This is a genomic window from Drouetiella sp. (genome assembly GCF_059504425.1).
The window spans coordinates 234265-257205 of the sequence record NZ_JCACIN010000053.1 but is presented as its reverse complement, the minus strand read 5'-3'; the positions used below and the strand labels follow the sequence as shown (position 1 = coordinate 257205).

General features: G+C 49.2%; 18 protein-coding genes. 9 read left to right on the top strand and 9 right to left on the bottom strand.

Annotated elements, in window-relative coordinates:
- Window positions 1-36 precede the first annotated feature (36 nt).
- The 4 genes from AC5JMP_RS14200 (at window position 37) to AC5JMP_RS14185 (ending at window position 5092) form a co-directional block, all read left to right on the top strand.
- Window positions 37-1146: an endo-1,4-beta-xylanase gene (locus AC5JMP_RS14200; protein ID WP_495852129.1), complete on the top strand. Its 1110-nt coding sequence runs from the start codon at window positions 37-39 to the stop codon at window positions 1144-1146.
- Window positions 1147-1201: 55 nt separating this feature from the next.
- Window positions 1202-2368 carry a glycosyltransferase family 4 protein gene (locus AC5JMP_RS14195; RefSeq protein ID WP_495852128.1) on the top strand — a complete coding sequence of 389 codons (1167 nt, stop codon included), beginning with the start codon at window positions 1202-1204 and terminating at the stop codon, window positions 2366-2368.
- A gap of 118 nt (window positions 2369-2486) precedes the next feature.
- The gene (locus AC5JMP_RS14190) at window positions 2487-3293 is read left to right on the top strand and encodes a WecB/TagA/CpsF family glycosyltransferase (RefSeq protein WP_495852127.1); all 807 of its coding nucleotides are present in this window, start codon (window positions 2487-2489) and stop codon (window positions 3291-3293) included.
- Between the two features lie 140 nt (window positions 3294-3433).
- The gene (locus AC5JMP_RS14185; RefSeq protein ID WP_495852126.1) at window positions 3434-5092 is read left to right on the top strand and encodes a glycosyltransferase family 39 protein; all 1659 of its coding nucleotides are present in this window, start codon (window positions 3434-3436) and stop codon (window positions 5090-5092) included.
- Window positions 5093-5232: 140 nt separating this feature from the next.
- Here AC5JMP_RS14185 and AC5JMP_RS14180 read toward each other — a convergent pair whose 3' ends face one another.
- From AC5JMP_RS14180 to AC5JMP_RS14165, 4 genes are all read right to left on the bottom strand, one after another.
- Window positions 5233-5748 (bottom strand): hypothetical protein, encoded by a 516-nt coding sequence (locus AC5JMP_RS14180; RefSeq protein WP_495852125.1) that lies wholly within the window; start codon window positions 5746-5748, stop codon window positions 5233-5235.
- Window positions 5749-6064: 316 nt separating this feature from the next.
- Window positions 6065-6922: a sigma-70 family RNA polymerase sigma factor gene (locus AC5JMP_RS14175; RefSeq protein ID WP_495852124.1), complete on the bottom strand. Its 858-nt coding sequence runs from the start codon at window positions 6920-6922 to the stop codon at window positions 6065-6067.
- A gap of 547 nt (window positions 6923-7469) precedes the next feature.
- Entirely contained in the window at window positions 7470-8135 is a 666-nt protein-coding gene (locus AC5JMP_RS14170) for a DedA family protein (protein ID WP_495852123.1), read from the bottom strand.
- A 260-nt stretch (window positions 8136-8395) separates the two neighbouring features.
- The gene (locus AC5JMP_RS14165; protein ID WP_495852122.1) at window positions 8396-9850 is read right to left on the bottom strand and encodes a hypothetical protein; all 1455 of its coding nucleotides are present in this window, start codon (window positions 9848-9850) and stop codon (window positions 8396-8398) included.
- 167 nt (window positions 9851-10017) lie between these two features.
- Here AC5JMP_RS14165 and AC5JMP_RS14160 point away from each other — a divergent pair, with 167 nt between their 5' ends.
- Entirely contained in the window at window positions 10018-13278 is a 3261-nt protein-coding gene (locus AC5JMP_RS14160; protein ID WP_495852121.1) for an alpha-mannosidase, read from the top strand.
- A 79-nt stretch (window positions 13279-13357) separates the two neighbouring features.
- Here AC5JMP_RS14160 and AC5JMP_RS14155 read toward each other — a convergent pair whose 3' ends face one another.
- A complete protein-coding gene (locus tag AC5JMP_RS14155) occupies window positions 13358-14050 on the bottom strand; it encodes an aldehyde oxygenase (deformylating) (RefSeq protein ID WP_495852120.1) in 693 nt (230 codons plus the stop codon).
- Between the two features lie 319 nt (window positions 14051-14369).
- Between AC5JMP_RS14155 and AC5JMP_RS14150 the strand changes: the two genes are divergently transcribed.
- The 4 genes from AC5JMP_RS14150 to AC5JMP_RS14135 all read left to right on the top strand — a co-directional run bounded on the left by AC5JMP_RS14150 (window position 14370) and on the right by AC5JMP_RS14135 (window position 18475).
- Window positions 14370-15194, top strand: coding sequence for a carbohydrate ABC transporter permease (locus AC5JMP_RS14150; RefSeq protein ID WP_495852119.1), 825 nt, complete (start codon window positions 14370-14372; stop codon window positions 15192-15194).
- Between the two features lie 435 nt (window positions 15195-15629).
- Window positions 15630-15830: a hypothetical protein gene (locus AC5JMP_RS14145; RefSeq protein ID WP_495852118.1), complete on the top strand. Its 201-nt coding sequence runs from the start codon at window positions 15630-15632 to the stop codon at window positions 15828-15830.
- 209 nt (window positions 15831-16039) lie between these two features.
- Window positions 16040-16948: a segregation/condensation protein A gene (locus AC5JMP_RS14140; RefSeq protein ID WP_495852117.1), complete on the top strand. Its 909-nt coding sequence runs from the start codon at window positions 16040-16042 to the stop codon at window positions 16946-16948.
- A gap of 357 nt (window positions 16949-17305) precedes the next feature.
- Complete coding sequence (locus tag AC5JMP_RS14135) at window positions 17306-18475, top strand: nucleotidyltransferase family protein (protein WP_495852116.1); 1170 nt, start codon at window positions 17306-17308, stop codon at window positions 18473-18475.
- Between the two features lie 150 nt (window positions 18476-18625).
- Here AC5JMP_RS14135 and AC5JMP_RS14130 read toward each other — a convergent pair whose 3' ends face one another.
- The 4 genes from AC5JMP_RS14130 to AC5JMP_RS14115 form a co-directional block, all read right to left on the bottom strand.
- The gene (locus AC5JMP_RS14130; protein WP_495852115.1) at window positions 18626-20671 is read right to left on the bottom strand and encodes a ribonuclease catalytic domain-containing protein; all 2046 of its coding nucleotides are present in this window, start codon (window positions 20669-20671) and stop codon (window positions 18626-18628) included.
- Window positions 20672-20778: 107 nt separating this feature from the next.
- Window positions 20779-20994, bottom strand: coding sequence for a 30S ribosomal protein S18 (gene rpsR, locus AC5JMP_RS14125; protein WP_495852114.1), 216 nt, complete (start codon window positions 20992-20994; stop codon window positions 20779-20781).
- Between the two features lie 69 nt (window positions 20995-21063).
- Window positions 21064-21252, bottom strand: coding sequence for a 50S ribosomal protein L33 (gene rpmG, locus AC5JMP_RS14120; RefSeq protein WP_495852113.1), 189 nt, complete (start codon window positions 21250-21252; stop codon window positions 21064-21066).
- A 125-nt stretch (window positions 21253-21377) separates the two neighbouring features.
- Window positions 21378-22718 carry an oligosaccharide flippase family protein gene (locus AC5JMP_RS14115; protein ID WP_495852112.1) on the bottom strand — a complete coding sequence of 447 codons (1341 nt, stop codon included), beginning with the start codon at window positions 22716-22718 and terminating at the stop codon, window positions 21378-21380.
- Between the last annotated feature and the right edge of the window lie 223 nt (window positions 22719-22941).

The following is a 22941-nucleotide window of genomic DNA, read 5'->3' as shown; positions in this document are numbered from 1 at the left end:
CGTTATCCAACAAGCTCTCTAATCTCTGCCGATTCAATGTCTGATTCTAGTCAATCTGAAGCCGCTCAGGTAACTCAACAGAAATTTGCGGTGAATGGAACAGAGGATTTGCGCGATCGCGCCGCACGCAAAGGACTGATCTTTGGTTCATTTTCAGGGTTGGACTACGACAAATTTGCCCAGAACTCAGTGTTGCAATCTACATTTATTCGAGAATGTAACTTGATAGTTGCGGGTGTGTACGCCACCGATACTCGTCCTGATATCAACAGGTTTAACCTATCTTCATCAGACGGATTGGCGCAATTTGCAGCCCAACACAAATTGCTGTTTCGGGGACACCCGTTGGTTTGGCATGAGGCAAATCCTGAGTGGTTGAAGAACAAGCTCAATGATCCCAATGCTTCCTATGAAGAAGTTCGTAATCTGCTGGTCAACAATGTTTCAACAATAGTCCAACGATATGCTGGACAGGTTCATTCCTGGGATGTTGTGAACGAAGCTATTGAACCAGGCGATCGCCGAAGTGATAGTCTCAGGATTACCCCTTGGTTTAAGCGTTTGGGACCTGACTATATTGAACTTGCCTTTTGGACTGCTGCTGAAGCTGATCCTCGTGCGCTCCTGGTTTACAACGATAATGGACTAGAATATGACACCTCTTACCATGATCAGCGGCGGGATGGAGTTCTTCGTTTGCTGTCTGATTTGAAATCCAAGAATGTACCTGTTAAAGCTTTAGGTATTCAGGCTCACCTCAATCAACTGGATGAAAAAGGCAATAGGCGACAGTTCAATCCTGACAAAATGAGAAGCTTTCTCCAAGAAGTTGCTAATCTTGGCTTGAAAATTTTAATCACTGAGTTAGATGTCACGGACCAGAGTTTACCTGCCGATTTGAGTCAACGCGATCGCATCGTTGCAGAAACCTATGGGGAATTTCTTTCAGTTGTACTAGAGCAGCCGGCAGTCATCGCGATTATTACTTGGGGTTTGAGTGATGCTCACAGTTGGCTGATAGATTTTGCCCCTCGCAGCGATGGTTTACCCGTTCGTTCTCTTCCTTTTGATGCCGACTTTAATCGTAAGCTGGCGTGGAATGCGATCGCTATAGCTTTGGATAATGCTCCAATACGCATGCTATGACCCCTATCAAGTCTTTGCCGATTCCTATTTTAAGCCAAATTTCAGGTGGATTTTCATGAATAAAGCTCAGAAAAATCCCATTAGGGTGCTCATGCTCGGAGCGGGTCTAGACGTGAAAGGTGGAATTACTTCAGTTGAGAAGTTGATCCTCCAGCACACTCCTCCAGAGCTCGAAATAGAGCATGTTGCTACTTTTGCTTATGGATCAGCTTTTCGCAATGTCAAGGTGTTTTTGCAGGCAGTTAGGATACTCATTCAAAGATTATTGAAGAGTGAAATTGATCTGATTCATATCCATTTCTCAGAACGGGGCAGCACCTTAAGAAAAATGCTGCTAATTCTCATTGCTTCACGTTTTAATAAACCGATTATTCTTCATGCTCATGGTGCAACTTACCAAGAGTTTTTTTCGGGGTTGCCCCAGTTTGTTCAGAAAATCGTGGTGGGCATCTTCAAAAAATGTACAAAGTTAATTACCCTCTCTAAGACCTGGCAAGACTACTACGCTAGAGCTTTTCAACTGCAAGCAAAGCAAGTGGAGACTCTTTATAATCCGGTCAGCGTTCCGCTTCAAGTTCCTCAACGTTCGGATCGGGAACGAACAACGTTTATTTTTCTGGGGCGAATTGGTAAGCGGGGAGGGGCACTAGATTCTCAGTCGATCGTTTCGTTTCCCCAGCAAGATAAAGGGGCCTTTGATCTAATTCATGCGTTTGCAGCTTTGCCTGAATCAGAACGGAGTCTGTCGAAGCTGATTCTTGCTGGCAATGGTGACGTGGAACTGGCTCAACAAAAGGTGGAAGAACTGAATCTGAGCGATTCAATTATTATTCATTCTTGGCTGAGTCCTGTTGAGAGAGATGCTCTTTTAGCAGCAGCAGATGTGTTCGTGTTGCCTTCCTACCATGAGGGGCTACCGATGTCAATGCTAGAAGCAATGGCTTGGGGACTGCCTGTCATCGTCACGCCTGTTGGAGGAATTCCTGAAGTAGTTATTCATGAACACAATGGTCTGTTCGTTGAGCCTGGTAATCAGCCTCAATTAACCTGCACGATGCAACACCTGGTTAATAGCCCATCACTAAAAGCTGCTCTAGGTAAGGCTGCACGCGAGGATGTTCAGGCTCTAGATATTCAGAACTATATGCCTTTGCTAGTTGATATTTATCAATCAGTATTGAAACCCAGCGCTATTCGAAAATTAGAGCGCTCAAGTCGTTGAATGCGGTTTAGCGATCGCATCATTTCCCCTCAACATTGAATTGCAAACAGACCTTGCTTTATCAAAGTAATCTGCCATGTTGTTTCTTGCTCAACCCTAACTAGGTGTCAAAACTCTAATGATAAAATCTCAAAAACTGAATTCCATCACCTCGTTTGAACATCAATATATCGTTGGTAGCCGCGTTGACGTTACAAGCTATCAAGATGCAACCCAAAAGATTTTGCAATGGGCTAAAGCCAGGACTAGTGCCTATGTATGTGCAGCCAATGTGCATATGTTGATGGAGGCTCATGACAATATTGCCTTTGCGCATGTTGTGAATCGTGCTGCTCTGGTGACGCCGGACGGTATGCCCTTAGTCTGGGCTTTGTCAGCTTTGGGAGTTAAAAAAGCTTCTCGTGTCTATGGTCCAACCCTGACCTTACATGTGTGTGAAGCAGCTTCACAGCAAGGTGTTCCGATTGGGTTATACGGAGGAACATCTGAGAGTTTAACAGCATTTGCTTCCTTCCTATGCCAAAAATTTCCTAGCATCCAAATCGCCTGTCAGATTGCCCCGCCCTTTCGCTCCTTAACGCCGGAAGAAGATTACCAATACACAACTGAAATTAGAAACTCTGGGGCAAAGATATTACTGGTTGGAATTGGCTGCCCTAAACAAGAAATATGGATGCATCAACATCAGGATCAGCTTCAGTTGGTGATGTTAGGCGTAGGAGCTGCCTTCGATTTCCATTCAGGTCGGATTAAACAGGCACCTACTTTACTGCAAAACATTGGCTTAGAGTGGATGTTTAGACTGTTCATGGAACCTAAGCGTCTCTGGAAACGCTATTTCAAACACAATCCACGGTTCATCATCTTCTTTGCTTGGCAGTGGTTGACCAGCTATTTGAAACTTGCCTATCGCCGAAATGACTAGGCAGGACTTCTTTTCAACAATTACTGCGCTGATGATTGCAAGGACTGACTATGTTAAAACTAGCTATGCTACGAGTAGCTAAGATCAATAAATTAACTGAGCGATCTAAATTCCATTTTCTGGCTGTTACTCTGATCGTATTGGGAATCTTTTTCCGCTTTGTTAATCTCGATCGCCAGGTATTTTGGGACGACGAAGCATTCACCGCGCTAAGAATGTCAGGCTACACGGCTGCGGAATTGCAGCAGATCCTCTACACGAGCGAGGACTTGAGTTTTCCAGAGATTCAGAAATATTTGGCTCCCAATCTAGATAAAGGAATAGGGGATGTTATTCAAGGTCTGGCTCTTGAAGATCCTCATATTCCACCCTTCTACATTCTCATTCTGAGAGCTTGGGTACAATTTCTGGGAGAGGCTGGGAAGGAATTGTGCGGTAGCTCTCTAGGCGTAATGCGAAGTTTTTCAGCGATCGCTGGAGTTCTCTCGCTTCCAGCAATGTACTGGTTAGGCTTAGAGTTATTTAGATCTCGTTTAGCTGCCTCACTGGGTGTTGCCCTAATGGCTGTTTCACCTTTTTTTGTGGTCTATTCTCAAGAGGCGAGAGCCTATAGCTTTTGGGGATTGATCACCCTAGCTTCCAGCGCTCTTTTACTGCGCACACTCCGGCAGCCCACAAAACTTAGATGGCTCTTGTACGCTCTAAGTGTAAGTTTTGGCATCTATACCCACCTATTTTCTATACTTGTCACGGTGGGTCACGGTATCTATATTTTCATGGTTGAGCGTTATCGCTTCAGCAAAAACTTTGTTTCCTATCTTTTGGCTACGGCGTTAGGTGTGGCAACATTTACCCCCTGGCTGGTGATTCTCATCTCTAATGCGAGGAAGACAGAAGAGATGGTTTATAACAGTGATGTCAAGTTAGAAAAAGCTCCTTTTCTAAGCATGATATCGATGTGGATTGGCAACATTAGCCGCATCTTTTTTGATGTCGGAGTTGGGTCAAGCGATCGACTGAATGACATTATTCTTCTAGTTCCTATCATTTTGCCTTGCTTTTTACTAGCAATCTGCTCTATTTATTTTCTTTGTAAAAATAGCAGCTTTAGAACTTGGCTATTTGTGATTGCCCTAATAGCGGTTCCTGCTGTTTTCTATGTGGCGGTTGATGTTACTCAAGGGATAAAAGTTTCAGGCATTCCTCGCTACAGTGTTGCTATTTTTATTGGAATTCAGTTAGCTGTTGCTTTTACATTCTCGACAATTTTGACGCAGAAAATTTATGAAAGCGATCGTCTGCTTTCCCTCAGCAATTCTAAAAATTTCATAGAGCAAGAAACGCATGACAAAAAAAATTATAGAACGACTGGAGTAGTCGGTAATTATCGCTTTTGGAAAACTTTGCTTGTAATTGTTTTATCCTTGGGTGTCATTTCTTGTATGACCCGCATTCCTGCAAAAGTTTGGTGGAATAAGGGGCCTGAAAACACGCGTTATGTCGTTGAGATTTCTAGTTTAATCCATCGCTCCCATCACCCTGTGGTGATGACAGATGATGCGCTAAATCGCGTTGCGGCGTTTGGCTATGAGCTAAATCCAGGCGTTCCAATTCGATTGGTGCGTAAGGGCAATTTGCCTAAGCTGCCTCCAGATCCGCGAGAAATCTTTGTATTTCGACCTTCCGAGTTTTTGCGGCGCAACATAGAGCAGATAGGTCAGGGTGTGCTGCGCCCGTTACCAGATACAGGTGATATGCTCTACAAGCTGGATCGAACAAATTCTGCTTCAAGGACTTAACCTTAAAACGGCTCAACTTATTAACTTTTCCATATATTTCTTGCTTCAGAAGTTCACTGCGTAATGAAGCTAGCGCGGTGCTGAAGGCGAGTGTAATCGCTGTAGAGCAAAAGACTGAGGGAGTATCTCTACAGCTTGTGTCAACTCTTCTTGCTTGAAGTCGCCCTAGTTGAACCTGACGATTTAGTTGTGGCAGACACCTTAGATAAATCTGCTACGGCTTCATCTGCCTCAAATCCCTTATCTTCAGCTTCATCTACTTTAGATTCCTCATCCTCATCCGCTATGACTTCGTCAGGTATGGCTTCTGCTGTCGTGACCTTAGGTACAGATTCCTCAGACGGCTGACCAGTTGGCTTTCCATCAAAATTCATAGGCTGAAAGCTGAGCAACTGATTTACAATGGCTCTAGCAGGTTCTGCTTGCTCAACTGCTACACTATAGGCGGAATGAGCTTCTAGAAGCTTACGAAGGCTTTTTAGCCCGTTCTGTAACACCTTTTTTTGATCATCATCCAAAGCTTCAGGTTCAAAGAGTAGCCCTATAACTTTCAGAAGCGGCTCTGCTTCAGATTGAGCGTCTTGGAGCTTGATCTTTGCTTTGAGCAGGCTTTCTAGAGAGTCGATCGCAGCAGTGGTATCGCTATTAGCATTCATAGAAATGTTTTTAGGGGTATGTATAAATTACCTGATCAACAGGATAACGGTTAAAACTCCAGCTAGGTCATTCTGAGGGCTGAGATACTTTGAGGAGTTTTAGTGAGCAGTATATTTAAGCTCGCTGTTTATTTTGAAAAGAGCATGGAAATAGGCTCTCAAAATAAACAACAGAGCTAGAGCATGGCTTAACTGTAGGTAGTCTCCAGAAGGCAATGTTTTTTGTTGTGGAGGCGAACCCCCACAACAAAAAATCTTTGCCTAAATGCCATTACTGATTCATGGTTTGACTGAAAATGTAAAGCGCAGAATAGCGTTAGACCAAGACGTTAGCGTGCTGCCTTAGTTTTCGCATTGCTTTAACTTCTACCTGTCTAGCGCGCTCTCGCGAGAAGCCAAACACCTCTCCGACCTCTGCCAAACTGCGGCTCTTACCGTCATTTAGCCCAAAGCGCAGCGCAATTAACTCACGCTCCTTATCGTTTAGGCAGGTCAGATATTGCTGGCACTGATCCCGCGTGACTATCGCCTCCATTTCTCGCTGCTGCTGCTCATCAGGGATCAAATCACCCAGCCGAGTCTCTTGCTCTTGACCGATCAACGCGTCTAAAGAGGCACATTGGCGCTGTTGGCTTAGCAGGCTCCGCAGTTCTTCAGGAGTCATATCCAGTGCTGCTGCAAGCTCCTCTGGGCTAGGCTTGCGCCCCAACTTACCCACCAAAACACGTGTCGTCGTCTTCATCTTGCTCAGCTTCTCCTGCACATGTACAGGCAGGCGAATCGTGCGAGCATCTGACTGTAGGGCACGAGTCATGCCCTGACGAATCCACCAATAAGCATAGGTCGAAAACTTATAGCCCTTGGTGGGATCAAATTTTTCCACTGCACGCTCTAGCCCTATGCTGCCTTCCTGAATCAAATCCAGGAGTTCTAGCCCACGATTTTGATATTTTTTGGCAACAGAAACGACCAGACGTAGATTCGCCTGGATCATGCGAGTTTTCGATCGCTTGCCCTGATGGATCATTGCCAGCTCTTGAGGCGTTGGGTTTTCTAACTGAAGCAGCGGCAGCATCGTTTGAACGGCTCTGGCAAGCTCCAGTTCTTCGGCAGCGGCGAGCAAAGGGGTTTTGCCGATAGATCGGAGGTAGGTTTGAATGGGATCGGCCGTCATAGATCGAAAAGTAGGGTCTAAAAGATACCTTGTAGAGTGATTACCCGCACCTGAGCCAAGAAGCACTGAGAGGGCATTCTATTCTAGGACAAGTTGGGGGCAGTTATCAGAGGTAAACCTCTAATAGTTTTGAATAGTTTAATGAAAGTTTAACAACAGCAATTTGTGCTCAACCCAGATCCTGTGGATTACATAGAGGGAATATGCAATCTCAATTTAGCCTTTGCCTGTCATGCCCCTATGAAATAGCTCTAGAGAAATACAGATAGGAGCATTATTTTGGCGCTACTGAGTAAGCGCTGAGTGTGAGAAACCTGATGGCGATCGAGTCAGACGTTTAATATAGCAGTCTTAACCAAGTTGTGGAAATTAGATAATTCATGAGAGACACGCTTAGGGAAAAACTATCCTCGGACATTCAGCCCGTAGACCTTCTGAAGTCGCCGTAAGCGGAAAGCGGTAGTGGTATTTAGGTAAGGATTTTTTGTTGCGTGGGCAAAGCCCACGCAACAAAAAATCCTTAATCCCTCAAGGACTACCCAGAAAGCTAGTGAGAAGACGGAGTCTCACAAGCAGCTTCCGCTGAAGTCGTCTTGCTTGATTGTCTGATGCGTGAGTCTAGCCAGATGGCTCTCCCAATCCAGGCAACCACTCCAAGGAGTGCCAAGACCCCCAACTGGGCAGTCCAGGTGATGAGCTGCTCTAGAGGCACCACCTGACCGACAAAATAAGAGAGGCTAACCATGACGGATGCCCAAACAGCAGCTCCTGCCAAGTTACAGACAAAGAATTTTCCGTAGGGCATCTGGGCAATCCCGGCGAGAGGACCAGCAAAAATTCTTAGTAACGCCACGAATCGACCCAGAAAAACGGCTCTAGCAGCATTTTGACTAAACTGATCCCGTACGCTAATCAGCTGCTCTTCACGAATGCGGAACAATCTACCGAGGCGCAGCAGCAGTGCCCAGCCCCCGTTACGCCCAATCCAGTAGCCAATGTTATCGCCAATGACGGCCCCGGCGATCGCGCTACCTAGCACCATCCAGTAGTCCAATTCACCACTACCCGCCAAAAAACCGCCCGCTAGGGTAATGGTTTCGCCCGGAATGGGGATGCCTGTGTTCTCTAGCATGATCCCTAGAAACACCGACCAATAGCCATAGTCTTGCGCGATCTGCTGAAGGGTTTCTAAAGGGATCAAATCCAGGGACATGAATGCAACCTATACGAATTTTTGTAAAGCTCTCTCATCCATATTGGCGCACCTGGAATAGAGGTGTCAAATGGCTTTGTCAATCAAAATGGCGATGCTGCTAATTTCAGACATAAATGTTAGACCTCTTGCAGATTAAAGCTGTGGGATTAGGTTGAGTGGGGGCGCAGCCCCCACTCAACCTAATTTGCAAGAGATTTATTTTTGAAAGGGGCGCTCCGTTCTTTTCAAAAATATTTATACCCACAAGCCGATCAGCTCTAGGTAGACCAACGATCGCGTAACCATTTCCAGACATCCACGACGCGATCCTCAACCCATAGCATTCCGCGATCGAGCCAGTCGAGCAGCTGTTCTATGGGATGTTTTTCGTAGGTTACAAGCCGCACTTCTGCCTCGATCCAAGAAGGCTTAGCCAGCAGCGCCTTCTCGTCGCTCTTGGCAGCAAGTGGCTCAACCTCCACGTTTGCAGCAGCTCTGTTCTCGGCCGCTAATGAAATGATTGAGTGTCCAAATGTTGAACTCACTTTGGGTGAAGCCATCCTGACAAACAGAGAATTTGAGCTGGATACCCCCCGCCGATCGCGCCGTTGCACTTGCAAAGAGGCGGGTAAGCGCTGCACCACTTGTAGGACTGAAGGCGCTGCACTGGGTAATGCTGTACTGGGTAATGCTGCACTGGGCAAGGCTGAAGTGGGTAATGCTGAAGTGGTGGTGAACGCCCTAATTTTTTGTGCGCTGCCGTGAAACCATCGACTCAGGTTTTCCAGTAGCTCATTGCCTGTTTTCCAGGAAGCCTCTGCCGATCGCAACACCGGACGGTCAGGTAGGGCGAAGAGGGAATGGGGAGAAGGTAGCAGTCGAGACTCCTGAAAGAGATTGGTGGCAGATGCCACTGAGCCAGTTTGCATCCAGCTCATCAGTTGCCAGAAAGCGCGGATAGGCGGCAGAGCTAGGGTGCGTTCTCTGGGCAAGGGCAGGAAGCGATCGACCCAAGGCTGATTTTCAGCAAGAAGGCGCTGCTGGCGCCAATAGCTTGCCACATCACCCGCAATCCGGCGCTGGAGAAACACCTGCTGCTCTGAGCTAAGGACATCCAAAAGCTGATTTTGAATATCGACTAGGACAAGTCTGTGGGAGCTGAGCAGAGAAGCAATGCCCTGGATCTGGATAGCACCCGATCGCTCAGCTTGCAGCTTGCCTGACCGTTCTAGCTTAGTTGAAGAGACCGAGGTTACCAGCTGAATGTTGTTCTGGAGCGATAATTCTTTCGACGCAGGGAGCGATCGTGGAATCGATGAGGCGATCGCACTTCCGCCCACCACGACCCAAATACCGGGCGCACTGGGATCTTGAGGATTAAGCTGGAGCGCCAGACGATCGGCAGGCAGCAGCAGCGCAAAGTCGCTGAGGGCTTGAAGCGATCGCTGAATCGGCGTGTCAGCAAACAGAAATGGCTCCGCCGCAGCCTCAGTCACCGTCTGAGTAACAGACCGCAGTTTGGGCAGAACTTGTCTTGTTGTTTTACGCAACTGCTCACCCACTAATCGAGTGGCTTGAAAACCAACGTAGAGCGGATACAGCAGAATTTGTGCGCCCCAAACTGCCGCCATCTTTGCCTGTCGCCAGGTTTGGCTCACCCGATCCTGAACCCGCATCGACTGACGAGATAAAAAGTTAAAAACGTTGCTGCGATAACGTCCAGAAGAAGCCATGGGCGTGAAGCGTTGAAGCGCTCAAGTAAAATATTTCTTTGCGGAATGGGCGCGAACCCCACAAAACCTGTAGGGTTGATGCAATGAGCTTAATCCTATAGACAGATAGACAGCTCGCGGCAGTCTTTAAAGCTGCTCTGATCTTAGCTGGAAAAACGACTGACGCTATGACTCGATCGCCATCCTCAGATCGCCTTGCTGAAGCGATCGCCAAACTGCGCGCTCTGACCCAAATCAGCGTTCAACCTCAGTGGCGATGCCATTGGGGAGATGCGTCTATTAGCCAGGTCGCCACCTGGCAGACTTGGGCAAAAGTATTGCTCAATGCCAAAAATCAGGTGGGTTGGGCAAAAGGGCGGCAGGTGCTATGGCTGGCTCAGCGCGTACTCGTGCCCCACAATCTGGGGGGCTATCCCTTGCAGGGCTTGACATTGCGGCTGGCGCTAACTTGGTGGGCAGAATCAGCGCAGGTTTACGTCAACGGTAAGCTGGTGCAGGAGGGCGACCTGTTCGATGCTACAACGCGCCTGTTGCTGAGCGAATCTGTTCGCCATAATGATGCTTTTGATGTGGCGATCCGGCTAGAAAGTCCGGTACATGACAACGGGGCATTGGTGAAGGCTCTCTGCATTTACGAATCTGATAGCTATGAATTTGATAGCTACGAATCTGATAGCTACGAATTTGCCGATCGCGCAGATCCTCCAGAGCCGGGATTTGTTGCCGATGAATTGGCAGTTTTGCGAGAGTTCATCACGGCTTTTGCCCCTACCCAACTTGAGTCCGTAGCGCAAGCCGTGGGAAAAATTCCCTGGTCGGTCTTGACGGTGTGCGATCGCATCTCCTTCGATCGCGCCCTTGCCAACCTACGCCAACAGCTTCAGCCGTTAGGAAAATTGATCAAGCAGCGCAAAATTCAGCTTCTCGGACACGCCCATCTGGACATGGCGTGGCTCTGGACGGTGAGCGAAACCTGGCAGGTGGCTGAACGGACGTTTCGATCGGTGCTAAATCTGCAAAAGGATTTTCCGGAGCTGACTTACTGCCACACCACGCCCGCTCTGTATGAGTGGATGGAGAAAAATCGCCCTGAGTTATTTGCTGCCGTCAAAGCTCAGGTGGCGATCGGACGCTGGGAAGTCTCCGTTGCGCCGCTGTGGATTGAGCCAGAAATGAATTTGCTGGGCGGAGAAGCGATCGTTCGCCACCTGCTCTATGGTCAGCGCTACTTGCAGCAAGCCTTTGGTCAGCGGGGGGAGATCGCATGGCTTCCGGATACCTTCGGCTTTAACTGGCAGTTACCCCAATTTCTCAAGCAGGGCGGCGTAGAATACTTTGTCACCCAAAAGCTGCGCTGGAACGACACGACGAAGTTTCCCCATGAAGCTCACTGGTGGCAGGCTCCAGACGGCACAAAGGTCTTTAGCCTCCAGTCTGCTCCAATCGGCGAAGGCATTGATCCGGTGAAAATGGCGCAATATGCCTGCACCTGGGAAACTAAAACCTCGACTCAGACCTGCCTCTGGCTCACGGGGGTGGGCGATCATGGCGGTGGCCCAACGCGTGACATGCTGCAATTGGCTAGACGCTGGGGGCGATCGCCCTTCTTCCCACAGCTAGAGTTCACCACGGCTCAAAAGTTTTTGGACTCAACCCGTCAGGCAGCAGCGAGTCAGGTCACGGCACCCGACATTGCCGCATCAGCCGGATCGGTTGCTCAAAAATCTGTTGCCTTTCCCACCTGGAATAACGAGCTTTATCTAGAGCTACATCGGGGTTGCTATACCAACCATGCCGATCAGAAGCAATATAACCGCCGCTGCGAAGATACCCTCTATGAGGCAGAGCTGTTTGCCTCCTTGAGAACCCTGATTACGGGGGCAGCTTATCCCAAAGCCGAGCTAGAAGCCGCCTGGAAAAAAGTGTTATTTAACCAGTTTCACGATATTCTGCCTGGCTCCTCGATCGCCCCCGTATTCGTAGAGGCAAATCGCACCTGGCAGGAAGCGCTAGACACGGGCTGGAATATTCGGCAGGAGGCGCTGAAGGCGATCGCCTCTCAAATCCAGCTGCCACCCCCGCCACAGCCCCAAGCCAAGCTGATTGCTATATTTAACTCCTTGAATTGGAAGCGATCGGAAGTTGTGACGCTCTCAGTACAGCAAAGCCAGAACGAGCGAGCCTGCTTCTGGCAAGTCTGCGATCTGGCAGGACGTGAAGTGGTGAGTCAGCCCCACTGCTGGCGCGAGAACGGCATTACCCACTGTCAAATTTTCTTTCAGGCGGAAGAGATCCCGGCGATCGGCTATCGCTGCTATTGGCTACTGCCGCGCAGTACGGGAAATCCGGTTCCCGCTGTTCCTACCAACGGTTTTATGCTGGAAAACGATCGGTTGCGTGTCACGATCGATCCGACGACGGGCAACCTGTCAGGCTTGCGGGATAAGTTGCATCAGCGAGATCTGCTCAGTCGAGCCGGAAACGAGTTGCAAGCCTTCCGAGACAGCGGACAATATTGGGATGCCTGGAACATTGATCCCAAATACGCCCAATATCCTCTGCCCCCAGCCCAGCTAACGCAAATTTTCTACGAAGACCGAGGGGCAGTTACCACACGCATTCGGGTGGTTCGCAAGCTGGGCAAATCAACCTTCAATCAGGTCTATATCCTAGACAAAGGCTCGGCTGTCCTCAAAATTCACACCCAAGTGGACTGGCAAGAGCGCCATGTTGTCGTCAAAGCCACTTTCCCGCTCAATTTGGATGCCGCCTATGCCACCTATGAGATTCCCTGTGGTGCCATTCAGCGATCGACCCGTCCTCAAGACAGTGCAGAAAAAGCCAAGTGGGAGGTTTCGGCGCTGCGCTGGGCAGATCTAAGCGACACCGCTAGCCAAAACTCCTATGGGGTCAGCATCCTCAGCGACTGCAAGCAGGGCTACGACAGCCAGCCCCACCAGATCCGCCTGACCCTTTTGCGCGGTTCCGAATGGCCTGACCCTAACTCCGATCGCGGTCAGCATCAGTTCACTTACGCCATTTATCCCCACGATCGCTCTTGGCAGTCGGCGCAAACGGTGCGACAGGGCTATGCGCTGAATCAACCCCTTAGAGCGCTGGTTTCAGAACTGCCGCAGGGCACCCTGCCCTCAACTGCAACGTTTCTTGACCTTCAGGCAAATAATCTAGTGCTCACCGCTCTGAAGCCTTCAGAACAGGAACCCGATCGCTGGATTTTGCGGTGTTACGAGGCGCATGGAGAGAAAGCTCAGGTGCAGTTTGGCAACTCAGGCATTTTGTTCGATCGCTATCTTGATGCCGCCTCAGTTCAGCCCACAAATTTGCTGGAAGAGCCTGTGGCTGACGATAAAAGTGGGACGATCGCTCCCTGGAAAATCACGACCTTTAAAGTGAAGCGATTTGAATAAATTCCTATAAAAAAGCAGAGGCATCGCTTAGCGATGCCTCTGCTTTTTTATAGGAACAGGCTGCAACCTAGAACGCTGATTAAGCAGCCAATCCGTAGGCAGACATCCGCATAATGTCACGAGTGCTAAAGCCAATATTGCTTAGCGCTTCGCCATAGCTGATCATGAAATCTTCCACCAATGCCTCGCGCTCCATGCCCAAGACACGAGCATCATCGGCAACTTCATTCAGCATCCGCCAGACGATCGGCAGATTCTCTTTATTCGCCACTTCTAGCTCAGCTTTGGCGGTTTCAAAATTTGCCTTCAGCCATTCTTCACCAAAGTTGAGGTGCATGTACTCATCTTTCACTACGCCTTCCGTGATCTTGCGGGCGAAGTCATCGGCAACGGGAATATAGATGTTGTACGCCGAGATCGCAAAGCATTCGATGATGAGCGACTGAATCAGGAGACAGGTAACGATTTTGCCCTGGGCGGCGGCATCTTGAAAATTGCGGTGCAGATCGGCAAAGAATCGCTGGGAAAACTCCATGTCTGGCATCACGGCAAGGTTTTTTCCGCAGGCCTGAAATCCTTTCTTATGACGGTTTTCCATCTTGGCAAGACCAATCAGCTGCTCCTGCACATCCGGAAGCAACTCCGCCAACCTGTTGTAGTTTTCAAACGCTTCCTGCTCACCCTCAATCACAATCGCATTGACGCGGCTGTAGGCATCTTTGTAGGTTTCGCTTCGGAAGTCGATATCTGGGCTGATTTCAAGCTGCTGCATAAATTCTGTTGTCTCCTGGTTCTGATGTGCCGATTCTCTACCGACCTAAATGTTAACCTGGGCTTAGAACTTTCATAACCTAAACCTCTCTACTCTCCACCCTACTGGTTTAAAGCAAAAATTTACAGGGATTAGCCACAAGCTATAGAAATTTCTCAGTAGAGCGGGTTAGAGTAACAGCCTAGCTTATCAGTGAATTTTGTGTGTTTTGATATGGGAATCACGTTTGCAGTAAACCCTACTTAAATTGTAAATCTTAGTGAATTACAGTGATCTCTCCATAAGCAATGCTGCACCGGATAATCCTGTACCGAACCCTGTGTCGAACCCTGTGCGATCGCCTCATCTCCAGCCAGCCCTGCTGTCACTGCTGCTATGGCTAGGGGCAGGTTTGATTGTGTTGCCCCTAGTCATCATCTGTGTCATCTCCTTTGCACCCACAAATTCTGTCGGAGTTGGCGAACAAACCGGATGGACAGGAGCAAACTATCAGGAAGCCTGGAGCAGGGGAAATTTCCTGCTGGCATTCTTCAACTCCACCCTAGTGGCGCTGGGGGTAACAGCCTTGCAGATCACTACCTCAGCGCTGGCAGGCTATGCTCTGGCAAGGTTAAGGTTTTGGGGTAGGCAAACCGTTTTGCTGATTATTTTGGCGACCTTAGTCATTCCCTTCCAGGTTTTAGTCATTCCCATCTTTCTGGTTCTAAAGGCAGGACATTTGATTAACACCTACGGTGCGCTAATCCTGCCGACTGCTGCCAGTGGATTTGGAATATTCCTTTTACGGCAATATTTTGAAACCATCCCGATCGAGCTGGAGGAAGCGGCGGCTTTAGATGGTGCGAACCGACTGCAAATCCTGGGGCTGATCATGCTGCCGTTGGCAAGACCTGCGCTGGTGACGCTGTTTCTGTTTACCTTTATCGGCGAGTGGAACGATTTATTCAAACCGCTAGTGTTTACAACCCGTCCCGAACTGAGAACTGTACAGTTGGCATTAGCTGAGTTCCAGGAGCAATTCACCAACAGCTGGCCGCTGCTGATGGCGGCTGTAGTCATTGCTACTGTGCCGATCGTTGGGCTGTTTTTGCTGGGTCAGCGCCAATTCATTCGAGGAATTGCCGCCACAGGGTTGAAAAACTGAAGCAGATTTCTTCAAGAATTGTTTCTGTACACTAAGCTTATTTCACAATATGCAGTCAAAGCAGCAATATTGGATACTTTAGAGTAGAAGAGTGATGTTTCAAACAAGGTAGAAGCTGGGCTGGGTGCAGGGCTACTTGACTGATGTTGAGCTAACTTAAGCGTCGATCGCGTCTATATTTGCACCTGGATTCAGATACTGACGCAGATAGAGGCTTTCTAAGTCTCCTGACACGACGGAATCCTGATTGAAACTTTATTGTTATTTGCAAGGTGTGATTTGCAACATTATCTGCTCTTGGAACATGCTCTTGGAACGGTGTGAAGGCTGTTTCAGAAAATGAGCGTCGTTTCTAGGATTAATTTTCGGATCTCGTTGCAAACACTCTGTAGATCCTCTTGACCGCTCATTCGCTGGACAGTAAAAATTTTAGAGATGATAACTCCAAACGAGTCTACTCAATGTCTCAACCTAGCGAGGGCGCTTGACCTGATTACTGCTAGCCGTACGGTTGGCGGCACTTTCTATGTTTACAATGCGGCAGGGCATTCCAAATCCTGGGAGAGTTTTGTGGCGGAGTATCCTCTAGAACGTTTGCAGGCAATGGTTAGAAGGCGATCGTTTGAGGGAGCTTGAGATTTTTGGAGCCGCTATAAACTTAGATATGTAAACCTAGCCAGTTCAGCTATCCTTGAATAGATCAATATTCTACCCATCCATGAATGCTGCGATTTTGATTGATCCGCTCGATCCTTGGAGTCTCTGGGTTCCCTTTGTGCTTTTGCTGCTGATTGGGTTTGCAGCCGTTTATTTTGTTCGGATCGGCTAAATATTTCTGGCGCTCTATGACACGTTCTCTGGCAGACAGTGCGATCGACCTGCTGATTGAGTTGGCGGAAAGCGGGGAAATCGATCCTTGGGATGTCAAGGTGATTGAGGTAATTGATCGCTTTCTCAGCAAACTTCAGCCGGAGCGATCGCCAGAGCAGCTGAATACGGCTGGACGCGCCCCCTATGAAGCAGACTTATCGGAGTCAGGTCAGGCGTTTCTCTATGCTTCTGTGCTGCTACTGCTCAAAGCAGATAGCCTAGCGCGACTGGAGGCTGAGCAAGAGATGGAGGTGGTAGAAGAAGTTGAGCTAGCAGAGATCAACGCGCTGCCTCGAAACCTGGAGCGACGGATTCGACGACGAGCGGTTGCCCCTGCCGCGCCTAATCGCCGCGTGACGCTGCAAGAGCTGATTGCTCAGCTCAATCTGATTTCAAGCGCCATGACCGATCAGAAGCCGCGCCGTGTGCCGCTACGCCGTCCGCGCCCTCAGTCTCAGAAACAGGCAATTCGGGCGATCGCGCAATTGGCGCATCAGGAAAATCTTTTGGAGGTTGCAGCATCGTTAGATCAATTTCTCAATCAATATTGGGAAAATTTAGATCAGCAGCAAAACTGGCTCGACTTTGAAGTGTTGCTCCAGCTCTGGACAGCGACTCAGATTCCGCCACAAACGGATGCTGCCGTTGAGCCTACAGCTGGGCCAACAGTTCACGATCGCGTGGGTGCCTTCTGGGCGCTGCTGTTTCTGTCGGCTCAGTCTAAGGTTGAGCTGGCTCAAGAGGAGTTCTACCAGGATTTGCAGGTTCGTAGTCTTGCAGATTTGTTAAAAACCGAGGCAGCAAATGCTGAGATCAATAAGGGAAACGCCGCACCTAATGCAGCATTAGCCCTGGCATCAGAGCATTTAGCTTTGCTGGATTAACTTTACTGGATTACCTTTTACGGGAAATCTAGGTCAAGTTCCTCATTGGAACCTCTTAATACGTTCATTTTTGAATAAAGTTTTTTGTTGAAGTTTACACATCGTAGTTTTGTGTGCCAGTTTGTTGAAGCATAGAACTTTTGACAGCGATCGCCTGTGAATTGTATCTAGTAGTTTGTCTGACCTATCCTTGAACAAGCCAAATGCCAGCTATCCGTTTTTTCACCTGAGATTTCGTGTAGATTCTGCAAACTGCTGGGTTAAACCTGGAAATCTTGGAAGATTGTGAAAGACTGGAAGGATGTTCACTCACTGTTCAAATGCACTAAGTAGCCCAGAAACGAGGGATATAAGTTTATGAAAGCCATGATTCTGGCAGCCGGTAAGGGTACTCGTGTCCGCCCCATCACTTACACTACGCCCAAGCCGATGATTCCGATCTTACAGAAGCCTGTCATGGAGTTCTTAATAGAGCTTCTGAGACAACATGGCTTTGATCAGATCATGGTCAACGTCAGCCACCTTGCCAATGAAATTGAAAACTACTTTCGGGATGGTCAACGGTTTGGCGTTCAGATCGCTTATTCCTTTGAAGGCAACATTGTTAATGGCGAACTGGTGGGCAAAGCGCTCGGCTCGGCTGGCGGAATGCGCCGGATTCAAGACTTCTCTCCTTTCTTTGATGACACCTTCATCGTGTTGTGTGGCGATGCCTTAATTGACCTGGATCTGACGGAAGCCGTGCGGCAACACCGGGAGAAAGGATCGATCGCCACTATCATCACGAAGTCAGTACCCCGTGAGGAAGTCTCCAGCTACGGCATTGTCGTGACGGATGAAACGGGACGCATTAAAGCTTTTCAGGAAAAGCCTGCCGTTGAAGATGCCCTAAGCACCAATATCAGCACGGGCATTTACATCTTTGAACCCGAAATTTTTAACTATATCCCGGCAGGCGTTGAGTATGACATCGGCGGTCAACTTTTCCCCAATCTAGTAGAAATTGGCGCGCCTTTTTATGGTATTCCGATGGACTTTCAGTGGGTTGACATTGGCAAAGTGCCCGACTACTGGCAGGCGATTCGTGACGTGCTGCTGGGAAGAGTCAAAAATGTGCAAATTCCTGGACATGAAGTAAGACCTGGGATTTACACTGGACTCAATGTGTCGGTCAACTGGGATAAGGTGAATATCACAGGTCCTGTTTACATTGGCGCGATGACTAAAATTGAGGATGGAGCCACTATCATTGGGCCATCCATGATTGGACCAAGCTGCCATATTTGCAGTGATGCAACGGTGGATAACAGCGTTATTTTTGAATATGCGCGACTGGGCGCAGGAGCCTGTCTGGTTGATAAACTCGTGTACGGTCGCTACTGTGTGGACAAGAAAGGAGCTGCGATCGACGTTCAGGCCGCCGCTCTCGACTGGCTGATTACAGACACCCGCAAGACGGCTCCTGCATCTCCGCCCGACGAGCATCGCGTCATTGTGGAAATGCTGAGCAGCAACGGTAGAAGCTAGAATTCTGCTCCTATTTTGGGTAGTCCTCAAAATGGAGTGATTTTTTATTGAGTGGGCGAAGCCCACTCAATAAAAAATCACTCCATTAACGTTAGTGTCCTATTTTGAAAGATGCATGACGCGCCTTTCATAGGGGTATAGCGATACAGGCTAGATTACGACAGCCGTTGAACGATCGCATTCCACAAACTGAATCAGGTCTTGACGCGGGTCAACATAGACGGCTTTGATCTCTAGGCGATCGCCCATTTCCATCGGACGGGTAAATCGCATGGCTAGCTCTAGCCCCAGATCCTCCAACAGCACCAGACCCAGGCTTTCATGCTCCCGCAGCCAGCGCAGCATGATTGCTTGCCAGATCTCGTTAGGGTTGCGCCGCAGATATTCTAGGCTCCAGTAGCGGTTGGTTTGCCGTTCTACCAGAGTTGCCTCATAGGCAGTCGTGCTGGCTGCTTGAATCAGCTCTTTAGTAGTCTCGATCGAGAACGGGGGCAAATCGCCTCTGAGGTGAGCCTTAATCTGGAAATGCGCTAACAAATCTGCGTAGCGACGAATGGGCGATGTTACCTGCGTATAGGTATTCAACCCCAGACTAGCGTGCCGTGCGGGCGTGATGCCCACCTCGCTCCGGGGCATGCAGCGGCGAATAGCGCTATAGCGGACAGGGCCAGCCGGGAGCTGCATCAACTCTTGCTCAGGCGGCAGTTCGGGCTGAGGCTGTCCTCGAAACGGCAGGGCTAGACCGTGGGCTTCTCCATACTTTCCAGCAACTTCGCCCGCCAAAATCATCATTTCGGCAACCAGCATTCGAGACAGCGAATCCTCTAATACCTGAATTGTGATCTCGTCGTCGCAGACCTTGATGGAAGACTCAGGCATCCGAATGGTAATGGCTCCTTGAGAAACCCGCCAAGATGCTCGTCGCTTTGCCCAGGTTGCCAGTGCTTCTAACTCCGGCTCCGCTCGAACGCCCAACTGCAAAATTTCATCTACATCTTCATAGGTCAGGCGGTAGGTCGGTTTGACCAAGCTAGGGCGAATCTCATACTCCTGTACGCTGCCCGTCTCGTCTAGCACCACCCCAAAGCTTAGCGCCGTGCAAACTCGCCCTTGGTTTAGGCTCATCGGCCCTGTTGCCAACTCTGGGGGAAACATCGGGATCATGCCCGTCGGCAAATAGACTGTTGTACAGCGACGACGCGCCTCTAAATCCAGCTCGTCACCTGGCAAAAGCCACCGCGTCGGGTCGGCAATATGAATCCATAGCCGCTGCTGCCCATCCGCCAAAAAATCGACGCTAAGTCCATCATCAATCTCGCGAGTGCTCTCATCGTCAATGGTGTAGGTTTTCAGGTGCGTTAGATCTAAGCGATCGGCATCTGGATCAGGCGGCGGCGAGGTGAGGCAGCGGTGAGTCATTTCAAGAACCCTACTGGAAAATTGAGTGGGAAGCTGACTACGCCGCAAAAATAAGTTTTCGTGGTCGCTCCAAAGCTTGAGATCCACCAAAAGCTGAAAAGCAGCAGGCGCGGTTTCCGGTCGCCCTAATACCGACAAAATTTCTAGGGCTGGCGCTCGGTGCTGAGCCTCTTCACCCAATAAGGCAAACCGCTCTAGGGCTTCCAGTCGGGGGCGATCGCCACTTTGCCATTCCACTTTCGCCTCCAGCGGCTCTGCTGTCAGAGATGCTTGCACTCTTTCCATGAAGCTCTGCCACTCTTGCTGGCGCTGAGCCTCCATGTTGAGCTGATGCTTGAGTTCTAAGACCTGTGCAGAAGGGCGAGGCTCATAGCGATCGCCCTTCTGCTTAAAATAAGATTTGTCCTCTGATAGAAGACAGTGCGCCGCGTAGCACAGAGCCGGACTTTGCTCAGAAAACAGCAGCATCGCCATTGCAGCAGGATCAACAGATTCTCCCTCTTCTGCCAATATCTCCCATGCCACCTCCAAACTAGAGGGATCAAGATAGGGCTGGATAGTCTGCCAAAACTTGGAAATGTCAGCGGCTTTGTAAACCTCGCCAGTCACAACGTAAGTAATGTCTCTGGGATGGAGGGTATGAGACTGCCCTCGCCCATCCACTGCAATCCAATGCTTTTTGCCTTCAGGGCGCTCTACGACCGCTAACCGACTCTGGCGAGGCTTGTCTGCGCCATCGCCCTGTAGCCGAAACTCAACTAAATTTCCCTTCTCCATGAAGTCTACTGCCAGAGGTGGGTGAGGGTAATCATTGTCCGAACGTACGGTGAACGCATGATGTCCGGACTTAATTCTAGAACTCCCTGCGCCCTAAACCGTAGGCATTACCCCTCTTGGTTAATAAAAGGCAACAGTGCCATAATCCGAGCGCGTTTAATCGCCTCAGTCAGATCTCGCTGCTGCTTGGCAGTCAGTCCAGTAATTCGACGGGGAAGAATCTTGCCACGCTCGGTAACATATTTCCGCAGCAGGTCAACATCTTTATAGTCAATGGGATCTCCGGGTTTAATGGGAGAAATGCGACGACGAAAGTAAGCCATAAGTTGGAGTCTAAATGATTGAAAAGTGGTCAGGTCTTTGATTTCACTCGGCGATTTTACTCAGCGCCGTTATTTGATCTCTTTGTGATCCGTATGCTTATTACAGTGCGTGCAGAACTTCTTTAGCTCAATGCGCCCTGTCGTATTGCGACGGTTTTTGGTCGTGGTGTAGCGAGAAACCCCCGGCGATCGCTTGTCTGGGTTTGTTCGACACTCAGTACACTCTAGCGTGATGATAATGCGGACACCTTTAGCCATAGGATTTCACTAAATCGGCAAATGATAAGACACAATCTCTAATTATTTCACAAGATTCCTCAAGTGCGCAAGAAATCCTTCAGCTATTTGAGAGAAGTACAGGAATTCTAGTCTCAAGTTTTGCCTCAAACTATGCCAGGAACCGGGAAAGGAATGCCTAAAGCTATCCGAAGGACGGCAAAGCCGCCCACTCCTAGCACCAGTAGACCTGTCATTTCAGCATCTTGTCGGAGACAGCCGATGCCCTCTCGACATAGTCCATAGTTCACTACTGTGTAGTAGACCAAATCGTTGAGCGCCACTGCAATCACAGCTCCCAAACTGCCGAAGAGGGAATAGCCTAGCAAAATTCCTGTCGCGGTGAATATTAGCCGACACAGGTTGCCTAGAGTCATGTACTGCACCTTACCCAAAGCCGAGAGCGCAGGTTCAATAGTGGCACAGAGAATGCGGGGCCAGATGCCGATCGCCAAAATAGGCAGCATCCAGGTTGCTGCCGCATAGCGCTTGTCATACAGGAAAGAGGTGGCAACATCGCCCCAGCCAATGGTCACCACCATGATCAGGGTCAGGGCGTATAGCAAGTAGCGGCGGCTTTTGAGCGCCTTGGCGCGTAGTTCCGAGCGAGGAAGATCGGTGAGCTTGGCGATCGCTGGCAGCACCACCCGCATTCCCAGCGCGATCGTGACTTGGCGAGGCACGTCGCTCAGCATTAGGGCAACTGAGTAAATTCCCAGCAATTGCAGAGAAAACATTTTGCCTAGCAAGAGGCGATCGACCTGCTCAGCTAGAAACATCAGAGCAGTGGAAAAGAAGATCCAGCGTCCCAGCGAAAAGATTTCGTGAGTTGCCCGTTTGTCCAACATAAACCAGTTACGCTTTCCGGGAACCAGCCGATAGCTCCAAATCAGCTTCACTAGCGCCGAAATAATGTTCCCCCCCACCAGCGCCCAAATGGTTGGGGTAATAAATGCCCAGCACAACATGACCACAATTTGAATTGCCTGGGTTGACAGTTCCATAACGGTCAGCCCTTTGATAGCTATGTGCCGCTCTAGCGTGTAGAGCGCGGTGGAGTTAAACCCAGAAATAACGGTGACTAATCCGGCAACCGGAATTAACGCCATAAGCTGGGGTTCTCCATACAGCATGGCAACAGGGTGAGCAAAAAGCAGACAAATCAACCACAGACCCAAGCCACGAATAACTTGGATAGTCCAGGCTGTATTGAGAAAGTCTGGCTCATCTCCACTTTTGTTTTGAACGATACTAATCCCGATGCCTACATCGGAAAACAGGGTCAGTCCAGCAATAAAGATATTGACGAGTGCCATCAACCCAAAAAATTCTGGGAACAGCAGACGGGTTAATATGAGATTCGCACCAAACCGTATAATTTGGCTGGCACCATAACCCAATACTGTCCACAGCATTCCTCGGACGACTAGCTTTTTCAGTGCGGTCATAGTTCTATGAGCAGTAAGGGAGACCTGTAGAAAAGTCCAGCCTGTTAAAGAACAGATTGGTTGACTTTAAAAATACCAGTACGAAAACTGAGAATCCCTGATAATCGAACATTGTGCCTGACCGATCTGCCTAGCTGATTGACAGTCCTGCACTGACTAGGGTTCCTACGCTTGCATTTCGCAGCTTAGAAATTGATGCGATCGTCAACATACCGTCAATTTA

What these genes read in the sequence shown, in the direction of transcription:
- AC5JMP_RS14130 (WP_495852115.1), bottom strand. Translation starts at nt 20,671, where the DNA reads ATGGAGAAGGGAAATTTAGTTGAGTTTCGGCTACAGGGCGATGGCGCA.
- AC5JMP_RS14155 (WP_495852120.1), bottom strand. Translation starts at nt 14,050, where the DNA reads ATGCAGCAGCTTGAAATCAGCCCAGATATCGACTTCCGAAGCGAAACC.
- AC5JMP_RS14175 (WP_495852124.1), bottom strand. Translation starts at nt 6,922, where the DNA reads ATGACGGCCGATCCCATTCAAACCTACCTCCGATCTATCGGCAAAACC.
- AC5JMP_RS14160 (WP_495852121.1), top strand. Translation starts at nt 10,018, where the DNA reads ATGACTCGATCGCCATCCTCAGATCGCCTTGCTGAAGCGATCGCCAAA.
- AC5JMP_RS14165 (WP_495852122.1), bottom strand. Translation starts at nt 9,850, where the DNA reads ATGGCTTCTTCTGGACGTTATCGCAGCAACGTTTTTAACTTTTTATCT.
- AC5JMP_RS14170 (WP_495852123.1), bottom strand. Translation starts at nt 8,135, where the DNA reads ATGTCCCTGGATTTGATCCCTTTAGAAACCCTTCAGCAGATCGCGCAA.
- AC5JMP_RS14200 (WP_495852129.1), top strand. Translation starts at nt 37, where the DNA reads ATGTCTGATTCTAGTCAATCTGAAGCCGCTCAGGTAACTCAACAGAAA.
- AC5JMP_RS14195 (WP_495852128.1), top strand. Translation starts at nt 1,202, where the DNA reads ATGAATAAAGCTCAGAAAAATCCCATTAGGGTGCTCATGCTCGGAGCG.
- AC5JMP_RS14140 (WP_495852117.1), top strand. Translation starts at nt 16,040, where the DNA reads ATGACACGTTCTCTGGCAGACAGTGCGATCGACCTGCTGATTGAGTTG.
- rpmG (WP_495852113.1), bottom strand. Translation starts at nt 21,252, where the DNA reads ATGGCTAAAGGTGTCCGCATTATCATCACGCTAGAGTGTACTGAGTGT.
- rpsR (WP_495852114.1), bottom strand. Translation starts at nt 20,994, where the DNA reads ATGGCTTACTTTCGTCGTCGCATTTCTCCCATTAAACCCGGAGATCCC.
- AC5JMP_RS14190 (WP_495852127.1), top strand. Translation starts at nt 2,487, where the DNA reads ATGATAAAATCTCAAAAACTGAATTCCATCACCTCGTTTGAACATCAA.
- AC5JMP_RS14135 (WP_495852116.1), top strand. Translation starts at nt 17,306, where the DNA reads ATGAAAGCCATGATTCTGGCAGCCGGTAAGGGTACTCGTGTCCGCCCC.
- AC5JMP_RS14115 (WP_495852112.1), bottom strand. Translation starts at nt 22,718, where the DNA reads ATGACCGCACTGAAAAAGCTAGTCGTCCGAGGAATGCTGTGGACAGTA.
- AC5JMP_RS14145 (WP_495852118.1), top strand. Translation starts at nt 15,630, where the DNA reads ATGATAACTCCAAACGAGTCTACTCAATGTCTCAACCTAGCGAGGGCG.
- AC5JMP_RS14180 (WP_495852125.1), bottom strand. Translation starts at nt 5,748, where the DNA reads ATGAATGCTAATAGCGATACCACTGCTGCGATCGACTCTCTAGAAAGC.